Origin of the sequence: Hafnia psychrotolerans, assembly GCF_014639435.1 — a bacterium.
Classification (GTDB): Bacteria; Pseudomonadota; Gammaproteobacteria; order Enterobacterales; family Enterobacteriaceae; genus Ewingella; species Ewingella psychrotolerans.
On the sequence record NZ_BMFZ01000005.1, the window covers coordinates 192,677 to 215,508 of the forward strand.

Genomic DNA, 22,832 nt, shown 5'->3' on the forward strand with positions numbered 1-22,832 from the left:
TCTTTCTCTCTGTCGTTTCGAGGCGCTTATTAACTCCGCAACCGCACGTTCCTCTTTTGCCCCCACTGACACTTCACCGCGTCAGGGTTTTGTGCTGACCCGCCACTGGCGCGACACACAGCAGGGTACCGAGGTGGAAGTGTGGTTGGCAACTGACCAGGGCGCGCAGAAAGTTCGCCTGCCTTTGCAAGAATCCGTGGCGTTTATTCCAGCGGAACAGCGCGCTCAGGTGGTGCGCATTCTGGCCGATGAAAAAAATATCAGCCTGCGCGAATTGCCGATGCAGGATTTCCATTCACGGCCGGTACTTGGCTTGTACTGTCAGCAGCATCGCCAACTGATGCGCATCGAAAAGCTGCTGAAAGAGGGCGGCGTTCAGGTGTATGAAGCGGATATCCGCCCGCCGGAACGTTTTCTGATGGAGCGTTATATCACGGCACCGGTCTGGTTCAGCGGTAAACCGGGACCGGGCAATGTGCTGCTCGAAACCAAAATGAAACCCGCTGAAGGTTATCGTCCGCCGTTGAAACTCTGTTCGCTGGACATTGAAACCAGCGGCAGCGGCGAACTGTATTGTATTGGCCTTGAGGGCTGCGGCCAGCGCCATGTTTACATGCTTGGGCCACCCAATGGTGACCCTGATACACCTCGCGACTTTATTCTCGAATATGTCGACAGTCGTCCAATACTGATTCAAAAATTGAACCAGTGGATCGCCGACTTCGATCCCGACGCTATCATTGGCTGGAACGTGGTGCAGTTTGATTTGCGGGTGCTACAAAAACATGCTGAGCGCTACAACATCCCTTTACGTTTCGGACGCGGCGGCGGAGAACTCGAGTGGCGCGAACACGGATTTAAACAAGGTCATTTTTTTGCCGCCGCCGCCGGACGCTTGATCATTGACGGCATTGAAGCCCTCAAATCCGCCTTTTGGAACTTTCCCTCATTTAGTCTGGAAACCGTCTCGCAAACGTTGCTAGGCGAAGGGAAAGCCAGCGACAGTCCTTATCAGCGGCTGGAGGAGATCGAGCAACGTTTTCACGAAAACAAACCCGCGCTGGCGCATTACAACCTGAAAGACTGCGAGCTGGTGACGCGCATCTTTGCCAAGACTGAGCTGATGCCCTTCCTGCTGGAACGTGCCTCAGTCACGGGTCTGGCGGCTGATCGCAGCGGCGGCTCAGTGGCAGCGTTCACCCATCTTTACTTACCGCGTATGCACCGCGTCGGATATGTCGCGCCCAATCTGGGCGAACGGCCTGAAGAGATGAGCCCCGGCGGTTTTGTGATGGATTCGCGCCCCGGCTTGTATGACTCGGTGCTGGTACTCGATTACAAAAGTCTGTACCCATCGATTATCCGCACCTTTCTGATCGATCCGGTCGGGCTGGTCGCCGGGCTTCAACAACCGGACGATGAACACTCAGTGCCCGGTTATCGCAACGCCCGTTTCTCGCGGGAAAAGCATTGTCTGCCAGAAATCGTCCGCCAGATCTGGCAGGGACGCGAGGCCGCCAAACAGCAGAAAAATAAGCCGCTGTCGCAAGCGCTGAAAATCATCATGAATGCTTTTTATGGCGTACTGGGATCCAGCGGTTGCCGGTTCTTTGATCCGCGACTGGCGTCGTCCATTACACTACGCGGCCACGACATCATGCGTCAGACCCGCGAACTGATTGAAGCCGAAGGCTATCAGGTGATCTATGGTGACACCGACTCCACTTTCGTCTGGCTTAACCGGGCGCATTCGGAGGAAGATGCCAGCGCGATTGGCCGCCAACTGGTTGAGCAAGTGAACACCTGGTGGAAGGCTCATCTACAGCAGGAATATGGTTTGGAAAGTGCACTGGAACTGGAGTTTGAAACCCATTTCAAACGCTTCCTGATGCCAACCATTCGCGGCTCCGAACAGGGCAGTAAAAAGCGCTATGCCGGGCTGGTTAGCGACGCGGACGGCGAACACATTATTTATAAGGGTCTGGAGACCGTACGCACCGACTGGACACCGCTGGCGCAAACGTTTCAGCAGGAACTTTACCATCGTGTATTTCACCGTCAGCCTTATCAGGATTATGTCCGTGACTATGTGGCCAGCACGCTGAACGGCGAGTTTGATGACAAACTGGTGTACCGCAAACGACTGCGCCGCAAGCTCAGTGACTATGAGAAAAACGTGCCGCCACACGTCCGCGCGGCACGCTTAGCCGATGACTATAACGTGTTGCACGGGCGCGCGAAGCAGTATCAGAACGGCGGCTGGATCAGCTATGTGATGACCACCTCCGGGCCGGAACCGCTGGAGAACCGCCGGTCTACTATCGACTACGATCACTACATTGAACGCCAGTTGGAGCCAGTCGCCGACGGCATTTTGCCTTTCCTGCATGACAATTTTGCTACACTCATTACAGGTCAGATGGGGCTGTTTTAAGCAAAAATTGGCGCGAGTCCGGTGATTCGCAGGTGACGAATCGTTTACCTTCCATTACCATAGCGCCCTTTCCCATTTCTGAATCATCCTCACACAGTGAAACATTCCGCGCCTTCTGGCGGGGAAAGAAGACTATTGCCCGCGCGTTATCAGAGGCATAGCAAGCATTGCGCAGTTGACGTCGCAGTTGCCACATCTGGAACACACAACACAGAGAGAAATTATGCCGTTTACATTGGGTCAACGCTGGATAAGCGATACGGAAAGCGAATTAGGATTAGGAACCGTGGTTGCAGTGGATGTGCGCATGGTGACTTTGCTTTTCCCCGCCACCGGTGAAAACCGTTTGTATGCCCGAAATGATTCCCCGATCACCCGCGTGATGTTCAATACCGGTGACACCATCAGTTGCCACGAAGGCTGGCAGTTGCAAGTCGAAGAAGTCATTGAAGATAAAGGTCTGTTGACCTACATCGGCACCCGTCTTGATACCGAAGAACCCGGCGTCACCATGCGCGAAGTGCTGTTAGACAGCAAGCTGACCTTCAGCAAACCGCAGGACCGTCTATTTGCCGGTCAGATTGACCGCATGGATCGCTTTGCTCTGCGTTTTCGCGCCCGTAAATATCAGCGCGAGCAATTCCGTTTGGAATTCGGCGGCCTGCGAGGCATGCGTGCCAGCCTGATCCCGCATCAGTTACACATCGCCTATGAAGTCGGCCAGCGCCATGCGCCGCGCGTATTATTAGCTGATGAAGTGGGTCTGGGTAAAACTATCGAAGCCGGAATGATCATTCATCAGCAACTGCTGTCTGGCCGGGCCGAGCGCGTCCTGATTGTGGTACCTGAAACTTTACAGCACCAGTGGTTGGTGGAAATGCTGCGTCGTTTTAACCTGCGTTTCTCGCTGTTTGATGATGACCGCTATGCCGAGTCACTGCACGACGCCACTAATCCTTTCGAAACCGAGCAACTGGTTATCTGTTCTCTGGACTTCGTTCGCCGCAATAAATCGCGTCTGGAGCAGCTTTCTGAGGCCGAATGGGACATGTTGGTGGTCGATGAAGCGCACCATCTGGTATGGAGCGAAGAGACGCCAAGTCGTGAATACCAAGTGATCGAGCAGCTTTCTCAGCAGATCCCAAGCGTGTTGCTCTTAACCGCCACCCCAGAACAACTGGGCCAGCAAAGCCACTTTGCCCGCCTGCGTTTGCTCGACCCGGATCGCTTCCACGATTACGAAGAGTTTATTCACGAGCAGCAGCAATACCAGCCCGTGGCTGATGCCGTAACATTGCTGCTGAATAAAGAGCCTTTGACCCAAGAAGCACTGACGCTGTTGGGCGAAAGCGTCGGCAATACCGACACTGACGCGCTACTGAAAGCAGCCAACAACGGTGAAGAAGCGGCAGCTAAACAGCTGGTTGCCATGCTCATGGATCGCCACGGCACCAGCCGCGTGCTATTTCGTAACACACGTAACGGCGTGAAAGGCTTCCCCGATCGCCATCTGCACGCAGTGAAACTGCCATTGCCGACCCAGTATCAGACGGCGCTCAAAGTCTCCGGCATTATGAGCACCAAGAAAACCATGGAAGCGCGCGCTTATGACATGCTGTACCCGGAGCAGATTTATCAGGAATTTGAGGGTGATAACGCGACCTGGTGGAACTTCGACCCGCGTGTTGAATGGCTGCTCGATTACCTGACCCACAACCGCGATGAGAAAGTGCTGGTGATCTGTGCCAAAGCCGCCACCGCGCTTCAACTGGAACAGGTCTTGCGCGAACGCGAAGCTATCCGCGCCGCGGTATTCCATGAAGGTTTGTCGATTATTGAGCGTGATCGTGCGGCAGCCTATTTTGCCTCGCAAGAAGATGGCGCACAGGTACTGCTTTGCTCCGAGATAGGCTCCGAAGGCCGTAACTTCCAGTTTGCCAGTAAAATGGTGATGTTCGATCTGCCGTTCAATCCCGATCTGCTCGAACAGCGTATTGGCCGCCTGGACCGCATCGGCCAGTTGAACAATATCGACATCATGGTGCCTTACCTCGAACAAACCGCGCAGGCGGTGCTGGTTCGCTGGTTCCATGAAGGGCTGGATGCCTTCGAGCACACCTGCCCGACCGGGCGAACCATCTATGACAGCGCTTACCAGCAGTTAATTACCTTCCTCGCCACGCCAAACGAGCAGGAAGGTCTTGATCTGTTTATTCAGCAATGCCGCAACCAGCACGATGCGCTGAAACTAGAACTGGAGAACGGCCGCGATCGCTTGCTGGAGATGCACTCAAATGGTGGCGAACCGGCCCAGCAGTTAGCGAAAGAAATTGCCGGTCAGGACAACGACGTGAATCTGGTGAATTTTGCGCTAAACCTGTTCGATATTGTCGGTATCAATCAAGACGATCGTAGTGATAACTTGATCGTCCTGACGCCATCCGATCACATGCTGGTTCCTGATTTCCCGGGCCTGCCGGAAGATGGCTGCACCGTGACATTCAATCGTGAACAAGCCCTGTCGCGTGAAGATACTCAGTTCATCAGTTGGGAACATCCGATTGTGCGCAATGGTCTGGATCTCATCCTTTCAGGCGATACCGGCAGCTGTGCCGTCTCTATTTTGAAAAACAAAGCACTGCCAGCGGGCACGCTGTTGGCGGAGCTGATTTACGTGGTGGAGTGTCAGGCGCCGAAACACCTGCAACTGACCCGCTTCCTGCCACCCACGCCGGTTCGTATGCTGATCGACAGCAAAGGCACCAATTTGGCGGCACAGGTCGAGTTTGAAAGTTTCAACCGTCAGCTCAATGCCATCAACCGTCATAACTCCAGCAAGCTGGTGAATGCGGTGCAGGCCGAGGTTCATACCATGTTACAACGGGCTGAACCCCAGATTGCCGATGAAGCCCGCGTGTTGATTGAAGCAGCCAAAGTCGAAGCCGACGTTCAACTGAGTAAAGAGCTGGCGCGTCTGAAAGCGCTGAAAGCGGTCAACCCAAACATTCGTGATGATGAGCTGGAAGCGGTAGAATCTAACCGTACTCAGGTTCTGGCTAATCTGAACGAGGCCAGCTGGCGTCTGGACGCTATCCGGCTGGTAGTCGTCAGCCATCAGTAATGTCAGCACCAAGGCAGGATTTTCCTGCCTTTCTTTTCTCCCTTTGATGACAACAGACTCGGGAAATCCGCTATGAGCGAAAATCAGCCCGCACCGTATCAGCCCTCCAATACCCGCCCGCTGGAGGATTACTATCCCCCAACCGATCCCTGGTTGCAGGTGTTGTTTCAGGATGAACACATCATGGTGGTCAATAAGCCCAGCGGTTTATTGTCGGTTCCGGGTAAAGCGGCTGAACATCAGGACAGCCTGATGACGCGTATTCAACGTGATTTTCCTGAGGCCGAATCGGTACATCGTCTGGATATGTCCACCAGCGGCGTAATGGTCACAGCGCTGACCAAAAAGGCCGAGCGCGAGCTTAAGCGCCAGTTTCGCGAGCGTGAAACCAAAAAAGTCTATATCGCGCGGGTGTGGGGACATATGGCGGAAGATTACGGCATCATCGACTTGCCGTTAATTTGCGACTATCCGAACCGCCCCAAACAGAAGGTCTGCCACGAAACGGGCAAAAAGGCACTGACGCAATATGAAGTGATTTCCTGGGACGACGACGGTACCACGCGGGTCAGACTGCGGCCAATCACCGGACGTTCCCATCAACTGCGTGTGCATCTGCTGGCGCTGGGCTACCCGATCCTCGGCGATAAATTTTATGCGCCGCACGACGCGTTGGTGATGGTCCCTCGGCTGCAACTGCATGCGCAGGAGTTGTCATTTTATCACCCGATCACCGATGCACCGCTGGTGTTTAACTGCGAACCGGATTTCTAACGTCACGTTCAAAACGTCATCGAAAGAAAAAGGCGCTGAATTCAGCGCCTTTCGTTTTTCAGACCGGAAGAAAAGTGCTATTTAAAACCCTTCTCTTTTTTGATCAGATCATACGCGGCCTGGATTGACTGCGCTTTTTCTTTCGCCATTTCCATCATTTCTGGCGGCAAACCTTTTGCGACCAGTTTGTCTGGATGATGTTCACTCATCAACTTACGGTAAGCACGTTTGATGGTGGTGCCATCATCTGATGGGCTGACGCCGAGCACTTTACAGGCATCCGCCAATGTAGGGCCTTGTGGCGCCTGACGATAGCCTCCCTGCGAAGAGTACCCTTGCTGTCCGCCACCAAACTGCTGACCGCCTTCCATCATGCTCAGGAACTGGTCAAACTGCTGACGGGAAATCCCCAGTTCTTCAGCAATGACATACAGCACCTGACGCTCATTAGGATGCAACGACCCGTCGGCAAAAGCGGCCTGGATCTGAATTTCCAGAAAAGTCCGGATTAAATCAAAACGGCCGAAGCAGACACCGCGTAATTCACGCATTTTTTCGCGCAGCGGATAACTGGCTTCTTTACCTATTTGAAACGCGCCCTGAGCTGCATTACGGTGTTCACCGTGCAGTTGCATGCGATCCATATACAGGCTGGCAATCTGAATGTCAGCCTCGGTAACTCTCCCCTTTGATTTGGTTAAATGCCCCATCACCTCAAAGGTGGTGCGGAAAAAAAGTGTTTGTCTTGTCTGCTGATCGGCAAAATAGCCGCGACTCTTAACCGAGCGCGCTTTGTCGAACATATGCCCAACCAGCAACCCTATAACGATTCCCCAGAACCCTACACCGGACATTAAGCCCAGTATAAGACCGAGCAGCTTTCCCCAATACTGCATATACTCCTCAATTCACCATGGCGTCGTCGAAAAATTGCTTTATCATAACCGGCATTTACCGTTGTGCCTAACGGCGACAACGATTACCGGTTGGATTTAACACTAGCGCAACGATGACGAGTGATATAGTCTCTGACCGTTTGCCGGCATGATGCCTCTGATGACGGAATACCATTTTACGTATGAAAAACAGACGTCTGAAAACTCGCTTACCTACGCTGCTGGCCACCACTATTTGGGCGGCCCTTTACAGCCATGGGGCTTTCGCCGATCTCGCTGCGCAATGTATGCTCGGCGTTCCGACCTATGATAAACCGCTGGTTACCGGTGACCCTAATAAACTTCCCGTTCGTATTCAGGCTGACCAAGCCACCGGGAATTACCCAGATAATGCCTTGTTCAGCGGAAAAGTTAATGTCGAACAGGGTAATGCCACACTCGATGCCGACCAGGTTCAGCTGAATCAGATCGCGAATCCCGGGCAAGACACACCGATCCGCACCGTCACGGCGACGGGAAACGTTAAATATAATAGCAATCAGATCAAGCTGAATGGCCCTAAAGCCTTCTCGAACCTGACAACCAAAGACACCGACGTGGAAAACGGCGATTATCAAATGGTTGGCCGTCAGGGTCGCGGCGTTGCGGACAAAATGAAGCAGCGTGACAACAACCGTTACACCATTCTTGATAACGGCACATTTACCTCCTGTCTGCCCGGTGATAATAGCTGGAGCGTAGTGGGTTCGCAGATCATCGAAGACCGTCAGGAAGAAGTGGCAGAGATCTGGAATGCCCGTTTCCACATCGGCCCGGTGCCGGTGTTCTACAGCCCCTATATGCAGTTACCGATTGGTAATAAACGTCGCTCCGGGTTCCTGATTCCGAACGCCAACTACAGCAGCAATAATGGCTTTGGTGTTACCGTTCCTTATTACTGGAACATAGCACCTAACTACGACGCCACTATCACACCGAATTACATGAGTAACCGTGGTCTGCAATTGCAGAATGAATTCCGTTATCTGACCGTTGCCGGTGCCGGTATTATGGAGTTCGATTATCTCGGTGACGATAAGAAAATCGATGATGATTACGTCAAGACTCAAGGTCGTACCAGCCGCTGGATGTACTATTGGGCGCACTCAGGCGTGGTGGATAAGGTCTGGCGTTTCAACATTGACTACACCAAGGTCAGTGACCCGTATTACTTCACAGATTTTGACTCAAAGTTTGGCTCGACCACCTACGGCTATGCGGCGCAGAAATTCAGCGTCGGCTACGCCAATAAAAATTGGGATGCGACCTTAGCCAGTAAGCAATTCCAGATATTCAGTGGCTATGACACGGGTAACGTTTACCGTGCCATGCCGCAATTTGACGTCAATTATTATAAAAATGATCTTGGCCCATTTGATCTTCACGTCTACAGCCAGGCTGTGAAGTTTACCAACGTAAACCCGGATCAGCCTGATGCTATTCGACTGCATTTAGAGCCAACCCTAAGCCTGCCATTAAGCAATAGCTTGGGTAGCCTGGATAATGAAGTCAAATTGATGACGACGCATTATCAACAGGATATTCCCGATTCCTACTTCGCTGCTAACCCGGATTCCAAGCTGAAAAGTACGGTTAACCGTACGCTACCTGAGTTTAAAAGTGATGGTAAAATGGTGTTTGAACGCACCATGGACTGGAACCAAAGTTTCACCCAGACCCTCGAGCCGCGAGCGCAGTACCTGTACATTCCCTACCGCGATCAGAGTGGAATTAACACCTATGATTCGACGTTATTGCAGTCTGACTATACCGGGCTATTCCGTGATAAGAGCTATAGCGGCCTGGACCGCATCGCTTCAGCGAATCAGGTAGCCAGTGGTCTGACGACCCGTATTTATGATGACGGCCTGGTGGAGCGTTTTAACGCCTCTCTTGGTCAGATTTATTATTTTACGCCCCCACGTACGGGTGACCAAAACAGCGTACTGGATAAAAACAGCGATACCGGCAGCCTCGTCTGGGCTGGCGATTCTTACTACAAAATCAATGACTTCTGGGGTATCCGTGGCGGTGCACAGTATGACACCCGTCTTGATGCCTTGGCGCTGGGTGATGCTGTACTGGAATACCGCGCTGATTCAGAAAGAATGGTTCAGTTGAGCTACCGTTATGCCAGCCCGGAATATATTCAGGCTACGTTGCCTCAGCTAACTAACCCTGGATACCAGCAGGGCATCTCGCAGTTAGGCGGGATTGCCAGTTGGCCAATCGCTGACCGCTGGGCGATCGTCGGTGCCTACTATTACGACATCAAAGCACAGCAACCTGCCGACCAACTGTTGGGTTTGCAATACAACACTTGCTGTTGGGCTGTCAACTTGGGGTACGAACGTAAAATCACCACATACGACTCAACCAAGTCCGAAAGCAAGTATGACAACAAGATTTCATTCAACATTGAACTTCGTGGCCTGAGCAGTAATCATAGCCTCGGAACCAATGAAATGTTGGCCAGCGGCATACTGCCTTATCAACGTGCTTTCTAAGCCCAACGATATGTTGAACTCAGTGAACTTGCATCCGCAATTGCGGATTAAACAAATGGAAAAAGTATGAAGAACTGGAGAATGCTTCTCCTCGGCGTAACGCTTTGTGCCAGCACCGCATTCGCAGCGCCGCAAGAGGTTGATAAAGTGGCCGCCGTGGTTAATAACGGCGTCGTCCTTGAAAGTGACGTCACGAGCCTGATGACATCCGTTAAACAACAAGCGAAAGAGGCTAATCAACAATTGCCCGATGACGCCACGCTGCGCCATCAGATCCTGGATCGCCTGATCATGGATAACATCCAGTTGCAGATGGCCAATAAAATGGGCATTAAACTAACGGATGCAGACGTCGATAAAGCCATTGCCGGAATTGCTGCGCAGAATAAGCTGACTGTCGACCAACTGCGTAGTCGTCTGGCGTATGACGGTCTGAACTACAGCACTTACCGTGCACAGATCCGCAAAGAGATGATGATTAGCGAAGTACGTAACAGTGAAGTCCGTCGTCGTGTCACCGTGCTTCCTCAAGAAGTCGATACTCTTGCAAAGCAGATCGGCGCACAAAATGGTAGCAGTGCTGAGTTCAACATCAGCCACATTCTGCTGCCTCTGCCAGAAAATCCGACGCAGGATCAGGTAGATACGACTGAAGCACTGGCGAAGAAAGTGATAGGTGAGATCAATAATGGTGCCGATTTCGGTAAAATGGCGATCACCTACTCTGCTGACTCACAGGCGCTGAAAGGCGGCAATATGGGTTGGAGTAAATTGCAGGAACTGCCTTCGCTATTTGCTCAGGCGTTGAGTACGGCGCAGAAAGGCCAGATCATTGGTCCAATCCGTTCAGGTGTTGGTTTCCATATCCTGAAAGTGAACGATATTCGCGGCGATAACAAAACCGTGTCCGTCACTGAAGTCCATGCACGTCACATCCTGCTGAAACCTTCCGTGGTGATGACCGACGCGCAGGCTAAGGCAAAACTGGAGCAGGTTGCGGCTGACATTAAGAGCGGTAAAGTCACGTTTGCTGAAGAAGCCAAACAGATCTCTCAGGATCCGGGTTCTGCCAATCAGGGCGGCGATTTAGGTTGGGCTTCGCCAGATATGTATGACCCTGCTTTCCGTGAAGCATTGCTTAACCTGAAGAAAGGGCAGCTCAGTGCACCGGTTCACTCATCCTTTGGCTGGCACTTGATTGAGGTGCTCGACACTCGTCAGGTTGATAAAACTGACGCTGCACAGAAAGAACGTGCATACCGGATGTTGTTTAACCGTAAATTCTCGGAAGAAGCACAAACCTGGATGCAGGAACAGCGTGCCAATGCGTACGTGAAAATTCTGGACGGTAATGGAAAATAAGCGTTCCATGACGAAATCAGTGGTCATCACCCCCGGCGAACCCGCCGGGGTTGGGCCGGATTTGGTACTGGCACTCGCTCAGCAGGCATGGCCTGTTGAGTTAGTCGTCTGTGCTGATCCGGCGTTATTGCGAGATCGGGCCAGCGTTTTAGGACTGCACATTACACTGCTCGACTATCAGCCAGGTATGCCGCCACAGCCTCAAGCTGCCGGTACACTGACCGTGTTGCCGATCAAAACTGCCGTGGCCGTGACGCCAGGTAAGTTGGCTGTCGCTAACAGTGCTTACGTGTTAGAAACACTGGCACGCGCCTGCGATGGCGCCATTAATGGCGAATTCGCTGCGCTGGTTACGGGTCCGGTACAAAAAAGCATTATCAATGACGCAGGCATTCCGTTCATTGGACACACTGAATTTTTTGCCGATCGCAGCCAATGCGATCGCGTGGTGATGATGTTGGCAACCGAAGAACTACGCGTTGCACTGGCGACAACGCATTTGCCATTGTCTGCCGTGCCAGCGGCGATCACCCGTCAATGCCTGCATGAAGTGATCACCATTTTGCACCACGATCTTCAGACTAAATTTGGGATCCTTGATCCACAAATCTACGTGTGTGGTCTTAATCCGCACGCGGGTGAAGGGGGCCACATGGGGCATGAAGAGATCGATACCATCATTCCTGCGCTTGAAGAGCTACGTCAGCAAGGAATTAACCTTATTGGCCCGCTGCCTGCGGACACCCTTTTCCAGCCGAAATATCTACAACATGCTGACGCCGTACTATCGATGTATCACGATCAGGGCCTTCCGGTGCTAAAATATCAGGGATTTGGTCGCGCAGTGAATATTACACTCGGCCTACCCTTTATCCGGACTTCCGTTGATCACGGCACCGCCCTTGAACTTGCTGCTACCGGCAACGCCGATGCAAGCAGTTTCAAGACAGCAATAAATCTCGCTATTCACATGGCAAACAACAGTAATGATAAATAACCACAATGAATAATCGTGTACATCAGGGCCACTTTGCTCGTAAACGTTTTGGGCAAAACTTTTTAACCGATCAGTTTGTTATCGACAGCATCGTATCGGCCATTCATCCTATGCCGGGTCAGGCAGTCGTTGAGATCGGTCCCGGTCTGGCAGCATTGACAGAACCGGTTGCTTCACGCCTCGATAGCATGACGGTGATCGAACTTGACCGTGATTTAGCGGCGCGTCTGGAGACCAACCCGAAGATGCTGGGCAAGCTCCGCGTGATTCAATCCGATGCCATGAAAGTGGATTTCGGCGAGCTTTCCAAAGAGTTAGGACAACCCCTGCGCGTGTTTGGCAATTTGCCATATAACATCTCCACGCCGTTGATGTTCCATCTGTTTCTCTATACTGATGCCATCAGTGACATGCATTTCATGTTGCAAAAAGAAGTTGTTAACCGTCTGGTTGCCGGGCCTAACAGCAAAGCATTTGGTCGTCTGACCGTCATGGCGCAATATTACTGCAATATTATTCCGGTACTTGAAGTACCACCGGAATCCTTTACGCCAGCGCCAAAAGTTAACTCCGCCGTGGTTCGTCTTATCCCGCATAAGACCATCCCTTACCCGGTGGATGACATTCGTATTTTGAGCCGTCTCACAACCGACGCCTTCAACCAGCGCCGGAAAACAATTCGTAATAGCCTCGGTCATTTGTTCACTCCAGAACAGATGAGCGCCCTGGGCCTGGATTTGCAAATGCGTGCAGAAAACATCTCTGTTGAGCAATATTGCAAGCTGGCTAACTGGTTATCGACCCGGCCGAAAAATGCTGAACCGAAACCGGAATAATCATTTCATATACCCAAAAGAATTCGAGTTACAGGGCAGCAACAAGCGAGAAAAACCTGATGAGCAGACTGAGGTCAGTGATTCAGTTGAAAGGAAGTAGGGAGCACACCTGTAGCTTGAATGATGAAGGGGATAGGGAGTAACGTTATGCTTGATTCACCCCGCGTCAGTATTCAGGTGCAAAGTATCTACATAGAGTCGCAGTCGATACCTGATGAAGAGCGTTTTGTCTTCGCCTACACCATTACCATTCGCAACCTTGGGCGTTTCAACGTGCAGTTGCTCCGCCGTTACTGGCTAATCACCAACAGTAACGGGCGACAAACTGAAGTTCGTGGTGACGGTGTCGTCGGTCAACAACCGCTCATTTTGCCCGGTAATGAATTTCACTACACCAGCGGTGCGGTTCTTGAAACGCCGTTGGGGACAATGGAAGGTCATTACGAAATGGTTGCAGAGAACGGCGAGCTGTTCAACGTGCCCATCCCTGTTTTTCGCCTCGCGATCCCAACGCTGATAAATTAATCCTCATGTCGACATATCTTATTGGTGATGTTCATGGCTGTATCGATGAACTCAAAGCGCTATTGGCGCAGGCGGATTTTGATCCGCAGCAAGACTGTTTGTGGCTGACCGGTGATCTCGTCGCACGAGGCCCGAACTCGCTTGAAGTGCTGCGTTATGTTAGTGGTTTAGGGGATTCGGTGCGCATGGTGCTCGGTAATCATGACCTGCATTTGCTGGCCATCTTTGCCGGTATCAGCTTCAACAAGCCTAAAGATCGCCTGAAACCGCTGCTCGAAGCCGAAGACGCCGACAAGTTGATCAACTGGCTGCGGCGCCAGCCTGTTTTGCAGGTTGACGAAGAACTTAAGCTGGTCATGGCCCACGCGGGCATCACGCCGCAGTGGAACCTGGAAACAGCACAGACATGCGCACGTGAAGTGGAAGCGGTATTACGCAGTGATACCTACCCACTTTTCCTTGATGCCATGTACGGTGATATGCCAAATAACTGGTCACCAGAACTGAGCGGTCTGGCACGCCTGCGGTTTAGCACCAATGCGCTCACCCGCATGCGTTACTGCTTCCCGAATGGTCAGCTTGATATGATTTGCAAGGACACACCGGAAAACGCCCCACGACCACTTAAGCCGTGGTTCGATATTGAAAGCCCAATCCTGCAGGCAGGATATAGTATTGCTTTCGGTCATTGGGCTTCTCTGGAAGGTCAAGGCACACCAGAAGGTGTTTACGCGCTGGATACAGGCTGTTGCTGGGGTGGCGTCATGACTATGGTGCGCTGGGAAGATAAAGCCTGGTTTACCCAGCCGTCCAGCAGAAAGATTGAGAAAGAGCAGGTCCAGACACCCGACTATTGAAGGGTTCTATGCGCGCTGGAAATACAGAAAGGCACCTGAGAAGGTGCCTTTCTTTTTGGAACGGGCTGCGGGGATTAGTCCTGGCTGCGATCCAGGATTTCAAAGCAATAACCGTGAGAATTTTGCGCATCGGCATCATGGAACTCGCTGAATGTGCTTTCCCATTGGTCCGGTTCGTAGTCCGGGAATTGCGTGTCCCCTTCCACTTCTGCATCAATGTGCGTCAGGTATAAACGGTCTGCGCGGTCCAAAAACTGTTCATACACCCGACCGCCCCCCATCACCATAACTTCCTCAACGTCGCCTGCCGCCGCGATCGCCGCTTCAACAGAGCTCACCCAGGTCACATCATCATGAGTCCCTGGATTTGAACTCATGACAATATTTAAGCGACCAGGCAAAGGACGGCCGATAGATTCAAATGTTTTACGTCCCATGATGACCGGTTTGTTCAGCGTATTGCGCTTAAACCAAGCCAGATCAGCCGGTAAATGCCAAGGCATGGCGTTTTCCATACCAATAACGCGATCCGTCGCCAGTGCGGCGATCAGGCTAATAATCATTGTGAAGCCCTGTGTAGATAAGGAATAAAACCGTGACCCGTAAAAAGAGCTGCCACTATACGGAAAGCCCCATCAGCCGTCGATAGGAAGACTGGCGCTTTACAAAGATTTGAGACTGCTTACCTGATTTACACGCTAGGGCGTTTGCGATACAACCAAAGTCCCGGCAAAGATAGTCCAATCGATAATGCCCCGACGATAAAACTGGCTTTCAGGAAATTGGTGACCATCGTGGCCATCAGCGCTTCACTGTAGCCAATGTGAGAAATTTCAACCACAGAAATCATTGCCGTATACGCAGGAATCCCCGGAAACATCGGGATAACGGCCGCAACGGTAAATACCTTCGGATGCGCCAGTAACCAGCGTGACCAGTGGATACCTATCACGCCCACCAATATAGCCGCCAGTAACGAAGCCCATTCGATATTCAATCCGGCGTGCATCATCAGCATACGTGAACCATGCCCCAGCGCTCCCAGTAACGCGCAATAGCGCAGCGCTCTGGGTGGAACGTTGAAGACCATAGCAAAACCGAGTGCAGGAACCGCCGCCAGCAGCATATCCTGAACCAGTGCCCACATCAGATTCATGCCCATCCCTGCAACCCCCATACTGACATCGCTATGACGACACCGATACACGTCGCCAGCGTCAATAAACTGGCCATGGCCCAACGCGCCAGACCGGTATTCACATGGCCTTTGAACATATCAGCCACCGCATTAATCAATGGAAAACCAGGAACGAGCAGTAGAATACTTGCGGCCATCGCGACACCGGAAGCATGACTGAACCAGGCAAGTTTGAGCAATAAACCGGAAATGCTCGTCGCAACAAACGCGGTACAACAGAAGTTCAAAAGGGGATGTGTCTGGCGAATCGTCAGAGTTTGGCGCACCGCCATCGCTACGCCACTGGCTAGCAGCGTGACAAGAGAGGCATCCCAGCCACCGCCATTGAGTTTGCTGAAACAGGCGCAGGAAAGTGCCACCATCAGAATCATCAACCAACGTGGATAACGCAGTGGCTTGATATTTCGCAGACGCTTTGCCACCAGCGAACTATCAAGCAACCGATGTTCAGCCATGATCACAATATGCTGCACCTCCGTTACCACATGCATATTGATGCCGCGATCGGTATTCTTGCGCGTCGAGGTCAGGCAATGCCCTTTACTGATCGTACTAAGCACAACGGCGTTGGCAGAAATGGAACTTTCAACATTATCCATGCCGAGGGCTATCCCCAGCCTCGCCGATAACAGTTCCACCAACATGCTTTCGGCGCCATGCTGGAGCAGTAGCAGTGCGCATTCAATACACAGACGGGTTATTTCCCGCTGATAGCTGGCTGTGGAACTTTCAGTGATAGATGCTTGCATAGCGTCCTGAGCCTCAATAAAAGAACCAGTAAAAAAAACCGGCAAGTGTAGTTCCGACCATCAAGATTGGCGTATGATGCCGCCTTATTTCGTTCCGAACATTGATGACGGTTACTTTATGCTTGAAACCTCCTTGTTTATTGCCAGTATCGCTTTCCTTGGCATGCTATCCCCCGGCCCGGACTTCTTTCTGGTGATCAAAAATGCGGCGCGTTATCCGCGTATGGCCGCGCTAACAACCTCACTCGGTGTAATTTGTGGTGTCATCACCCACATGTCGTACTGCGTCGCAGGTCTTGCCGTGGTTATCACAACGACACCCTGGCTATTTGGTCTGCTGAAGTATGTCGGCGCTGCCTATTTGATTTGGGTGGGTATTCAGACACTGTTTTCACGCAGCAACAGTAAGCTAAACCTGGACGGAATTGAGCAAAAGTCAGTCAAGCTGCGCACGGCTTTCGTGCAAGGCTACCTTTGTAACCTGCTCAATCCTAAAGCAACGCTGTTTTTCCTGGCGGTATTTACTCAGGTTCTACAGGTTAACTCGAGTCTCGTTGAAAAACTGTGGTACGCGTCGATCATTGTCGGTCTGTCGGCTATCTGGTGGCCACTGCTGTCCTTGTTGATCCAAAGTGCACCTGTCCGTCGCGGTCTGGCAAAAACGCAGAAAATTATCGATAAACTGCTCGGCGGTGTACTTATCGGTTTAGGCATTAAAGTGGCGCTGAGCTGAGAGCGTTCTGATAAAAAAACCGGTGCATTTCAGGCACCGGCTTCTGGTTTCATCCTTCGTTAACTCTTCGCTTCAATCACTTCATTCTCCGGCGCTTTGCCGTCGATACTTCCCCGCCAGCCCTGTTGTTGCTCCGAGGCCAGACGCTCCTGATCCTGCTCGATCGCCGCGCTCAGCATGTCTTTTGCTCGCTGCATACTGGCGATACGGAACTCGGTATCTTCGTAATTCTCGATTGTGGCTTCCAGCATTTTCAGGTTATAGCGACGGAACAGATCGGCTTTTTCGCGCGCTTCATAGGCATCCAGCCCCAAGGTTTCCAGCACTTCGCGACCGACGCGCAGGGAACCTTCGAACAGCTCACGCTCCGGCGCTTCCACACCTAACTGACGCAGTTGATACCAGTGGTCGACGTCTCGCGCACGGGCGATAATCTTCAGGTTCGGGAAATGCGCTTTCGCCAGCGCGGTCAGTTGCAGGTTGGCCTCAACATCATCGATGGCGTTAATCAGCACTTTGGCCTGCGCGGCACCGGCGGATTCCAGCAAATCAACGCGGGTCGCATCGCCGTAAAAGACCTTGGTGCCAAACTTACGCAGCGTTTCGATATGATCGGGATCGTGGTCCAACACCACGGTATGCACGTTATTGGCCAGCAGCAAACGACCGGCGATCTGCCCGAAGCGCCCAAAACCAGCAATAATCACCTGCGCATTTTCGTCATCGATAGTGTCTTGCGGACGATCATCCTGCGGCGCATTACGTTCCAAACGCGCGGCGAGAACCAGCAGCAACGGCGTCACCGCCATCGACAGCGCCACAGCCAGCGTCAGCGCTTTCGCCCATTCCACCGGCAACACACCGGCCATTTGCGCGCTGCTGAAAATCACGAAGGCAAACTCACTGCCCTGCCCGATTAAAATAGCAAACATTCCGCGCTGCTTTTTGGGCACACCCAGCCATGGCGCGACCAACCACAGCAACGCGGCTTTCAACGCTATGAAACCGACCAGCAGTGTCGCAATCAGCAGAGGTTGATGAACCAGGGTACCGAAGTCGATAGACATACCGACGCCGATAAAGAACAACCCCAGCAACAAACCTTTGAATGGCTGAATATCGCTCTCCAGTGCGTGACGGTATTCAGAACTCGCCAGCAAGACACCTGCCAGAAACGCGCCCATCGCCATCGACATGCCCGCCATTTCCAGCAGAATGCCAAAACCGAACACCAGGAAAAGTGCCACAGCGCTGAACACTTCACGCATACCGGAACGGGCCACAAAATGCAGCAACGGACGTGTGACATAGCGTCCGAGCAGGATCACCAGCACCAGCGCACCGGCGACTTTCGCGGCAGAAAGTCCAAAGCTCATCAGCGTAGTGGCTTCGCCGGTGCTGGCCAACAGTGGGATCATCGCCACCAGCGGGATAGCGGCAATGTCCTGGAACAGCAAGACGGCAAACCCGCTGCGGCCAATGGGTGAAGCCGTCAGGCTGCGTTCACTCATTGCCTGCATAGCAATCGCGGTGGAAGACAACGCCAGCGTCAGGCCAATCAGCATGGCGATTTTCCAGTCGAGACCGAGGAAGTAGCAGAATACACTGAGCACCGCGCCGCAGCCGACCATCTGGATACTGCCGCCGCCAAAGACCGATGCACGCATGGTCCACAAACGTTTAGGATCCAGCTCAAGGCCGATGACAAACAGCATTAGCACTACGCCAATTTCCGCAAAGGTCAGGATCGACTCGGCATCCGACACCAGTTTTAGCCCCCACGGGCCGATAATGCAGCCAGCAATGAGATATCCCAGTACGGAACCTAATCCGAGGCGTACCGCGATCGGGACAAACAGCGCCGCGGAGCCGAGATAAATCAGCCCTTCAACCATCAGATTATGGTTGTCCATTTTCGATCTCCGGCGCACAGCCTTCTTTCAGGCCCTGGCAGGCGGTTAAGCGCCGGCGATACTCTTCGCCTGCCGCTTTCAGCGCGACTTCATTGCAGATAAAGGTGTTGTGCACCGCAAAATATGGTTGCCAGTGCATGCCGCAGTAGACCGCCGTCGCCTGTAAAGGCTGCGCCAGTACGTCGAAATTCGGATGATCACCAAGTTCAAAATGATGCTCGTTGCCGCCGGTGGTCACGGCCCACAGGCAATGTTTGCCGTTCAGTGCATTGCCTTCGTGGCCGTAAGCCCAGCCGTGCTCCAACACTTTGTCGATCCAGAGTTTCAGCAGCGGTGGCAAGCTATACCATTGAATCGGATGCTGAAATACCACCAGGTCGGCGCGTTCAACGGCTTTCTGTTCGGCATTCACATCAATATTGAAGTCGGGGTAAAGGTCATACAGCGAACGAATTTCCACGTTCGGCAAGTCTTTCACTGCCGCGAGCAATCCCTGATTGGCCCGCGAATGGCGCGGATAAGGATGGGCATAAATGATTAAAATCATGCAGGTCTCTTGTCTTATTTTATTTACTTCAGCATACGCAACTTTCTAAAAGTCAGGAGGTATAAAAGCAAAGGGCGCAGCTTTCGCCGCGCCCTTTGTCAGACAATTATGCCATTAGCCTTTGATTTTCGCGTGCATTTCCTGCACTGAAATCACCTGCTCTGTTGGGTCAGAAGAGAGCGCCATCGCGGTAGCAAAACCGCCATTCAGCGTGGTGTCATAATGTACTTTGTACTGCAGCGCGCTGCGGCGGATCAGTTTAGAATCTTCAATCGCCTGACGGCCAGCCGTGGTGTTGACGATGTACACATACTCACCGTTTTTGATACGGTCCTGAATGTGTGGTCGACCTTCATGTACCTTGTTGACCAGACGCGGATTGATCCCCGCTTCACCCAATACCACTGCGGTGCCGTGAGTGGCATCCAGCTCGAAACCGCGTTTCAGCAGTTTCGCGGCCAAGTCAACCACGCGGGCTTTGTCGCCATCTCGGACCGACAGCAGAGCACGCCCCGTTTTTTTCATACCGGACTGACTCCCCAACTGGGCTTTGGCAAAGGCTTCAGCGAAGGTGCGCCCAACGCCCATCACTTCCCCGGTAGAGCGCATTTCTGGCCCTAAAATTGGGTCAACGCCAGGGAATTTGTTGAACGGCAGAACCACTTCTTTCACCGAGTAGTAAGGCGGGATCACTTCCTGGGTAATGCCTTGCTGAGCCAGTGTCTGACCGGCCATCACGCGGGCTGCCACTTTCGCCAAAGGTACGCCTGTGGCTTTAGAGACGAAGGGAACGGTGCGTGCAGCGCGTGGGTTAACTTCAATCAGGTAGACTTCATTGTTCTTCACCGCGAACTGAACGTTCATCAGACCACGAACGCAGAGTTCAAACGCCAGTTTCTCAACCTGGTGGCGCATAACGTCTTGAATTTCCTTGCTCAGCGTGTAGCACGGCAGAGAACAAGCGGAATCACCGGAGTGAACGCCAGCCTGCTCAATGTGCTCCATGATGCCGCCAATCAGTACGCGTTCACCGTCGCAGATAGCATCGACGTCCACTTCTATCGCGTCATCAAGGAAACGGTCCAGCAGCACCGGCGCATCGTTGGACACGATAACGGCGTTCTGGAAATAACGGCGAAGGTCGATGTCGTCATAGACGATTTCCATCGCGCGTCCACCCAACACATAAGAAGGTCGCACCACCAGCGGGTAACCCAGACCAGGCGCTTTCTCAATCGCTTGCTCTATCGTTGAAACCGTCGCGTTAGCCGGTTGTTTCAGGCCCAACCGGTGAACCGCCTGCTGAAAACGTTCGCGGTCTTCGGCGCGGTCAATCGCATCCGGGCTGGTGCCGATAATTGGCACGCCTGCGGCTTCCAGTTCACGAGCCAGTTTCAATGGTGTCTGACCACCGTACTGCACAATCACGCCTTTAGGCTGTTCGATACGCACGATTTCCAGCACATCTTCTAACGTCACGGATTCGAAGTACAGACGGTCAGAAGTATCATAATCGGTAGATACGGTTTCGGGGTTACAGTTGACCATAATGGTTTCGTAACCGTCTTCGCGCAGCGCCAGTGAAGCGTGTACGCAGCAGTAGTCGAACTCAATGCCCTGGCCGATACGGTTCGGCCCCCCACCCAATACCATGATTTTTGGCTTGTCGTTGGTCGGGTTGGATTCGCACTCTTCTTCATAGGTCGAGTACATGTAAGCGGTATCCGTTGAAAATTCCGCCGCACAGGTATCCACGCGTTTGTAGACCGGATGAAGATTATATTTATGGCGCAGTTTGCGCACTTCGCTTTCAGAAACACCGACCAGTGTTGCAAGACGCAAATCGGCAAAGCCTTTGCGCTTGAGCATGCGCAGGTATTCCGGCGTTAGGATCGTGAAGCCGCCTTCGGCAACCTCATTTTCCAGTTTCACCAGCTCTTCAATCTGCACCAGGAACCAGCGGTCCACGTTGGTCAGGTTGAAGATGCCATCAACGGACAGACCCGCACGGAATGCATCAGCGATGTACCAAATACGCTCAGCACCGGCTTCTTTCAGCTCACGACGAATCTTGGTCAGCGCTTCCGGGTCATCCAGACTGACTTTCGGGTCAAAACCACTGGCACCCACTTCCAGACCGCGCAACGCTTTTTGCAGTGACTCCTGCTGCGTACGGCCAATGGCCATGACTTCACCGACGGATTTCATCTGCGTCGTCAAACGGTCATTGGCACCGGCGAATTTTTCGAAGTTGAAACGAGGGATTTTGGTCACAACATAGTCGATGGACGGTTCGAACGATGCCGGGGTTTTACCTCCGGTGATATCGTTCATCAGTTCGTCGAGGGTGTAACCCACCGCCAGTTTGGCTGCCACTTTGGCAATCGGGAAACCGGTCGCTTTTGAGGCCAGCGCGGAAGAACGTGATACGCGTGGGTTCATCTCGATAACGATCAGGCGACCGTTTTTCGGGTTCACCGAGAACTGGACGTTCGAGCCACCGGTTTCTACGCCGATTTCACGCAGTACCGCCATCGAGGCGTTACGCATGATTTGATATTCTTTGTCAGTCAGGGTTTGCGCTGGTGCCACCGTGATCGAATCACCGGTGTGGATGCCCATCGCATCGAAGTTTTCAATTGAGCAGACGATAATGCAGTTGTCGTTTTTATCACGCACGACTTCCATCTCGTACTCTTTCCAGCCAATCAGCGACTCATCAATCAGTAGCTCTTTGGTTGGCGAAAGATCCAAGCCACGTTCACAAATCTCTTCAAATTCTTCGCGGTTGTATGCAATACCGCCGCCAGTGCCGCCCATGGTGAATGACGGACGAATAATACAGGGGAAGCCCACATCCGCAGCAACCGCCAGCGCTTCTTCCATATTGTGTGCGATACCAGAACGCGCGGTGTCGAGGCCGATTTTCTTCATCGCCACGTCGAAACGGCGGCGGTCTTCGGCTTTATCAATAGCGTCTGCGGTGGCACCAATCATGGTCACGCCGAACTCTTCCAGCACGCCCTGACGTTCCAGTTCCAGCGCACAGTTCAGCGCGGTCTGGCCGCCCATCGTTGGCAGCACGGCGTCCGGACGCTCTTTTTCAATGATTTTGCGCACCACTTCCCAGGTGATCGGCTCGATGTAAGTCGCATCGGCCATGTCCGGGTCAGTCATGATGGTCGCCGGATTCGAGTTCACCAGAATGACGCGGTAACCCTCTTCACGCAGCGCTTTACACGCCTGCGCACCCGAGTAGTCAAATTCACAAGCCTGGCCGATCACAATCGGGCCGGCGCCGAGGATCAGGATGCTTTTTATGTCTGTACGTTTTGGCATTTTTT

Annotated in this window: 17 protein-coding genes; 10 read left to right on the top strand and 7 right to left on the bottom strand. The window is 52.7% G+C overall.

The window, feature by feature from the left end; all coding sequences use genetic code 11:
- The first annotated feature begins 28 nt into the window (after positions 1–28).
- The 3 genes from IEV89_RS11295 (at position 29) to rluA (ending at position 6,329) form a co-directional block, all read left to right on the top strand.
- Entirely contained in the window at positions 29–2,434 is a 2,406-nt protein-coding gene (locus IEV89_RS11295; protein WP_188473724.1) for a DNA polymerase II, read from the top strand.
- Positions 2,435–2,657: 223 nt separating this feature from the next.
- Positions 2,658–5,555, top strand: coding sequence for an RNA polymerase-associated protein RapA (gene rapA / locus IEV89_RS11300; protein WP_188473617.1), 2,898 nt, complete (start codon positions 2,658–2,660; stop codon positions 5,553–5,555).
- Positions 5,556–5,675: 120 nt separating this feature from the next.
- Positions 5,676–6,329, top strand: coding sequence for a bifunctional tRNA pseudouridine(32) synthase/23S rRNA pseudouridine(746) synthase RluA (gene rluA / locus IEV89_RS11305; protein WP_188473725.1), 654 nt, complete (start codon positions 5,676–5,678; stop codon positions 6,327–6,329).
- A gap of 77 nt (positions 6,330–6,406) precedes the next feature.
- Here the strand turns inward: rluA and djlA are convergent, their stop codons facing one another.
- Positions 6,407–7,225: a co-chaperone DjlA gene (djlA, locus tag IEV89_RS11310; RefSeq protein WP_188473618.1), complete on the bottom strand. Its 819-nt coding sequence runs from the start codon at positions 7,223–7,225 to the stop codon at positions 6,407–6,409.
- A 182-nt stretch (positions 7,226–7,407) separates the two neighbouring features.
- Between djlA and lptD the strand changes: the two genes are divergently transcribed.
- The 6 genes from lptD to apaH all read left to right on the top strand — a co-directional run bounded on the left by lptD (position 7,408) and on the right by apaH (position 14,348).
- Positions 7,408–9,771, top strand: a complete 2,364-nt coding sequence (lptD, locus tag IEV89_RS11315; RefSeq protein WP_188473619.1) for an LPS assembly protein LptD — start codon at positions 7,408–7,410, stop codon at positions 9,769–9,771.
- A 66-nt stretch (positions 9,772–9,837) separates the two neighbouring features.
- The gene (surA, locus tag IEV89_RS11320) at positions 9,838–11,133 is read left to right on the top strand and encodes a peptidylprolyl isomerase SurA (protein WP_188473620.1); all 1,296 of its coding nucleotides are present in this window, start codon (positions 9,838–9,840) and stop codon (positions 11,131–11,133) included.
- The gene (gene pdxA, locus IEV89_RS11325; protein ID WP_188473621.1) at positions 11,123–12,130 is read left to right on the top strand and encodes a 4-hydroxythreonine-4-phosphate dehydrogenase PdxA; all 1,008 of its coding nucleotides are present in this window, start codon (positions 11,123–11,125) and stop codon (positions 12,128–12,130) included. The genes surA and pdxA overlap by 11 nt, the downstream gene beginning before the upstream one ends.
- A gap of 5 nt (positions 12,131–12,135) precedes the next feature.
- A complete protein-coding gene (gene rsmA, locus IEV89_RS11330) occupies positions 12,136–12,966 on the top strand; it encodes a 16S rRNA (adenine(1518)-N(6)/adenine(1519)-N(6))-dimethyltransferase RsmA (protein ID WP_188473622.1) in 831 nt (276 codons plus the stop codon).
- Positions 12,967–13,113: 147 nt separating this feature from the next.
- Entirely contained in the window at positions 13,114–13,491 is a 378-nt protein-coding gene (apaG, locus tag IEV89_RS11335) for a Co2+/Mg2+ efflux facilitator ApaG/CorD (protein WP_188473623.1), read from the top strand.
- 5 nt (positions 13,492–13,496) lie between these two features.
- Positions 13,497–14,348, top strand: a complete 852-nt coding sequence (gene apaH, locus IEV89_RS11340) for a bis(5'-nucleosyl)-tetraphosphatase (symmetrical) ApaH (protein ID WP_188473624.1) — start codon at positions 13,497–13,499, stop codon at positions 14,346–14,348.
- A 74-nt stretch (positions 14,349–14,422) separates the two neighbouring features.
- Here apaH and folA read toward each other — a convergent pair whose 3' ends face one another.
- The 3 genes from folA to IEV89_RS11355 form a co-directional block, all read right to left on the bottom strand.
- Positions 14,423–14,908, bottom strand: a complete 486-nt coding sequence (gene folA / locus IEV89_RS11345; RefSeq protein WP_188473726.1) for a type 3 dihydrofolate reductase — start codon at positions 14,906–14,908, stop codon at positions 14,423–14,425.
- A gap of 131 nt (positions 14,909–15,039) precedes the next feature.
- Positions 15,040–15,504, bottom strand: a complete 465-nt coding sequence (locus IEV89_RS11350) for a threonine/serine exporter (RefSeq protein ID WP_188473625.1) — start codon at positions 15,502–15,504, stop codon at positions 15,040–15,042.
- On the bottom strand, positions 15,501–16,295 hold the full coding sequence (locus IEV89_RS11355; protein WP_188473626.1) for a threonine/serine exporter family protein: 795 nt from the start codon (positions 16,293–16,295) through the stop codon (positions 15,501–15,503). Before IEV89_RS11355 ends, IEV89_RS11350 begins: the two co-directional genes overlap by 4 nt.
- A gap of 118 nt (positions 16,296–16,413) precedes the next feature.
- Here IEV89_RS11355 and IEV89_RS11360 point away from each other — a divergent pair, with 118 nt between their 5' ends.
- Complete coding sequence (locus IEV89_RS11360; protein WP_188473727.1) at positions 16,414–17,028, top strand: LysE family translocator; 615 nt, start codon at positions 16,414–16,416, stop codon at positions 17,026–17,028.
- A 59-nt stretch (positions 17,029–17,087) separates the two neighbouring features.
- Here IEV89_RS11360 and kefC read toward each other — a convergent pair whose 3' ends face one another.
- From kefC to carB, 3 genes are all read right to left on the bottom strand, one after another.
- Positions 17,088–18,941 (bottom strand): glutathione-regulated potassium-efflux system protein KefC, encoded by a 1,854-nt coding sequence (kefC, locus tag IEV89_RS11365; RefSeq protein ID WP_188473627.1) that lies wholly within the window; start codon positions 18,939–18,941, stop codon positions 17,088–17,090.
- Positions 18,928–19,488: a glutathione-regulated potassium-efflux system oxidoreductase KefF gene (gene kefF, locus IEV89_RS11370; protein WP_188473628.1), complete on the bottom strand. Its 561-nt coding sequence runs from the start codon at positions 19,486–19,488 to the stop codon at positions 18,928–18,930. Before kefF ends, kefC begins: the two co-directional genes overlap by 14 nt.
- A gap of 114 nt (positions 19,489–19,602) precedes the next feature.
- Positions 19,603–22,827 (bottom strand): carbamoyl-phosphate synthase large subunit, encoded by a 3,225-nt coding sequence (gene carB, locus IEV89_RS11375; protein WP_188473629.1) that lies wholly within the window; start codon positions 22,825–22,827, stop codon positions 19,603–19,605.
- Positions 22,828–22,832: the final 5 nt, after the last annotated feature.

Coding starts and splice junctions, on each gene's coding strand:
- lptD (WP_188473619.1), top strand. CDS start 7,408: ATGAAAAACAGACGTCTGAAAACTCGCTTACCTACGCTGCTGGCCACC.
- rsmA (WP_188473622.1), top strand. CDS start 12,136: ATGAATAATCGTGTACATCAGGGCCACTTTGCTCGTAAACGTTTTGGG.
- rapA (WP_188473617.1), top strand. CDS start 2,658: ATGCCGTTTACATTGGGTCAACGCTGGATAAGCGATACGGAAAGCGAA.
- apaG (WP_188473623.1), top strand. CDS start 13,114: ATGCTTGATTCACCCCGCGTCAGTATTCAGGTGCAAAGTATCTACATA.
- surA (WP_188473620.1), top strand. CDS start 9,838: ATGAAGAACTGGAGAATGCTTCTCCTCGGCGTAACGCTTTGTGCCAGC.
- IEV89_RS11355 (WP_188473626.1), bottom strand. CDS start 16,295: ATGCAAGCATCTATCACTGAAAGTTCCACAGCCAGCTATCAGCGGGAA.
- IEV89_RS11350 (WP_188473625.1), bottom strand. CDS start 15,504: ATGAATCTGATGTGGGCACTGGTTCAGGATATGCTGCTGGCGGCGGTT.
- kefF (WP_188473628.1), bottom strand. CDS start 19,488: ATGATTTTAATCATTTATGCCCATCCTTATCCGCGCCATTCGCGGGCC.
- apaH (WP_188473624.1), top strand. CDS start 13,497: ATGTCGACATATCTTATTGGTGATGTTCATGGCTGTATCGATGAACTC.
- carB (WP_188473629.1), bottom strand. CDS start 22,827: ATGCCAAAACGTACAGACATAAAAAGCATCCTGATCCTCGGCGCCGGC.
- kefC (WP_188473627.1), bottom strand. CDS start 18,941: ATGGACAACCATAATCTGATGGTTGAAGGGCTGATTTATCTCGGCTCC.
- IEV89_RS11360 (WP_188473727.1), top strand. CDS start 16,414: ATGCTTGAAACCTCCTTGTTTATTGCCAGTATCGCTTTCCTTGGCATG.
- djlA (WP_188473618.1), bottom strand. CDS start 7,225: ATGCAGTATTGGGGAAAGCTGCTCGGTCTTATACTGGGCTTAATGTCC.
- pdxA (WP_188473621.1), top strand. CDS start 11,123: ATGGAAAATAAGCGTTCCATGACGAAATCAGTGGTCATCACCCCCGGC.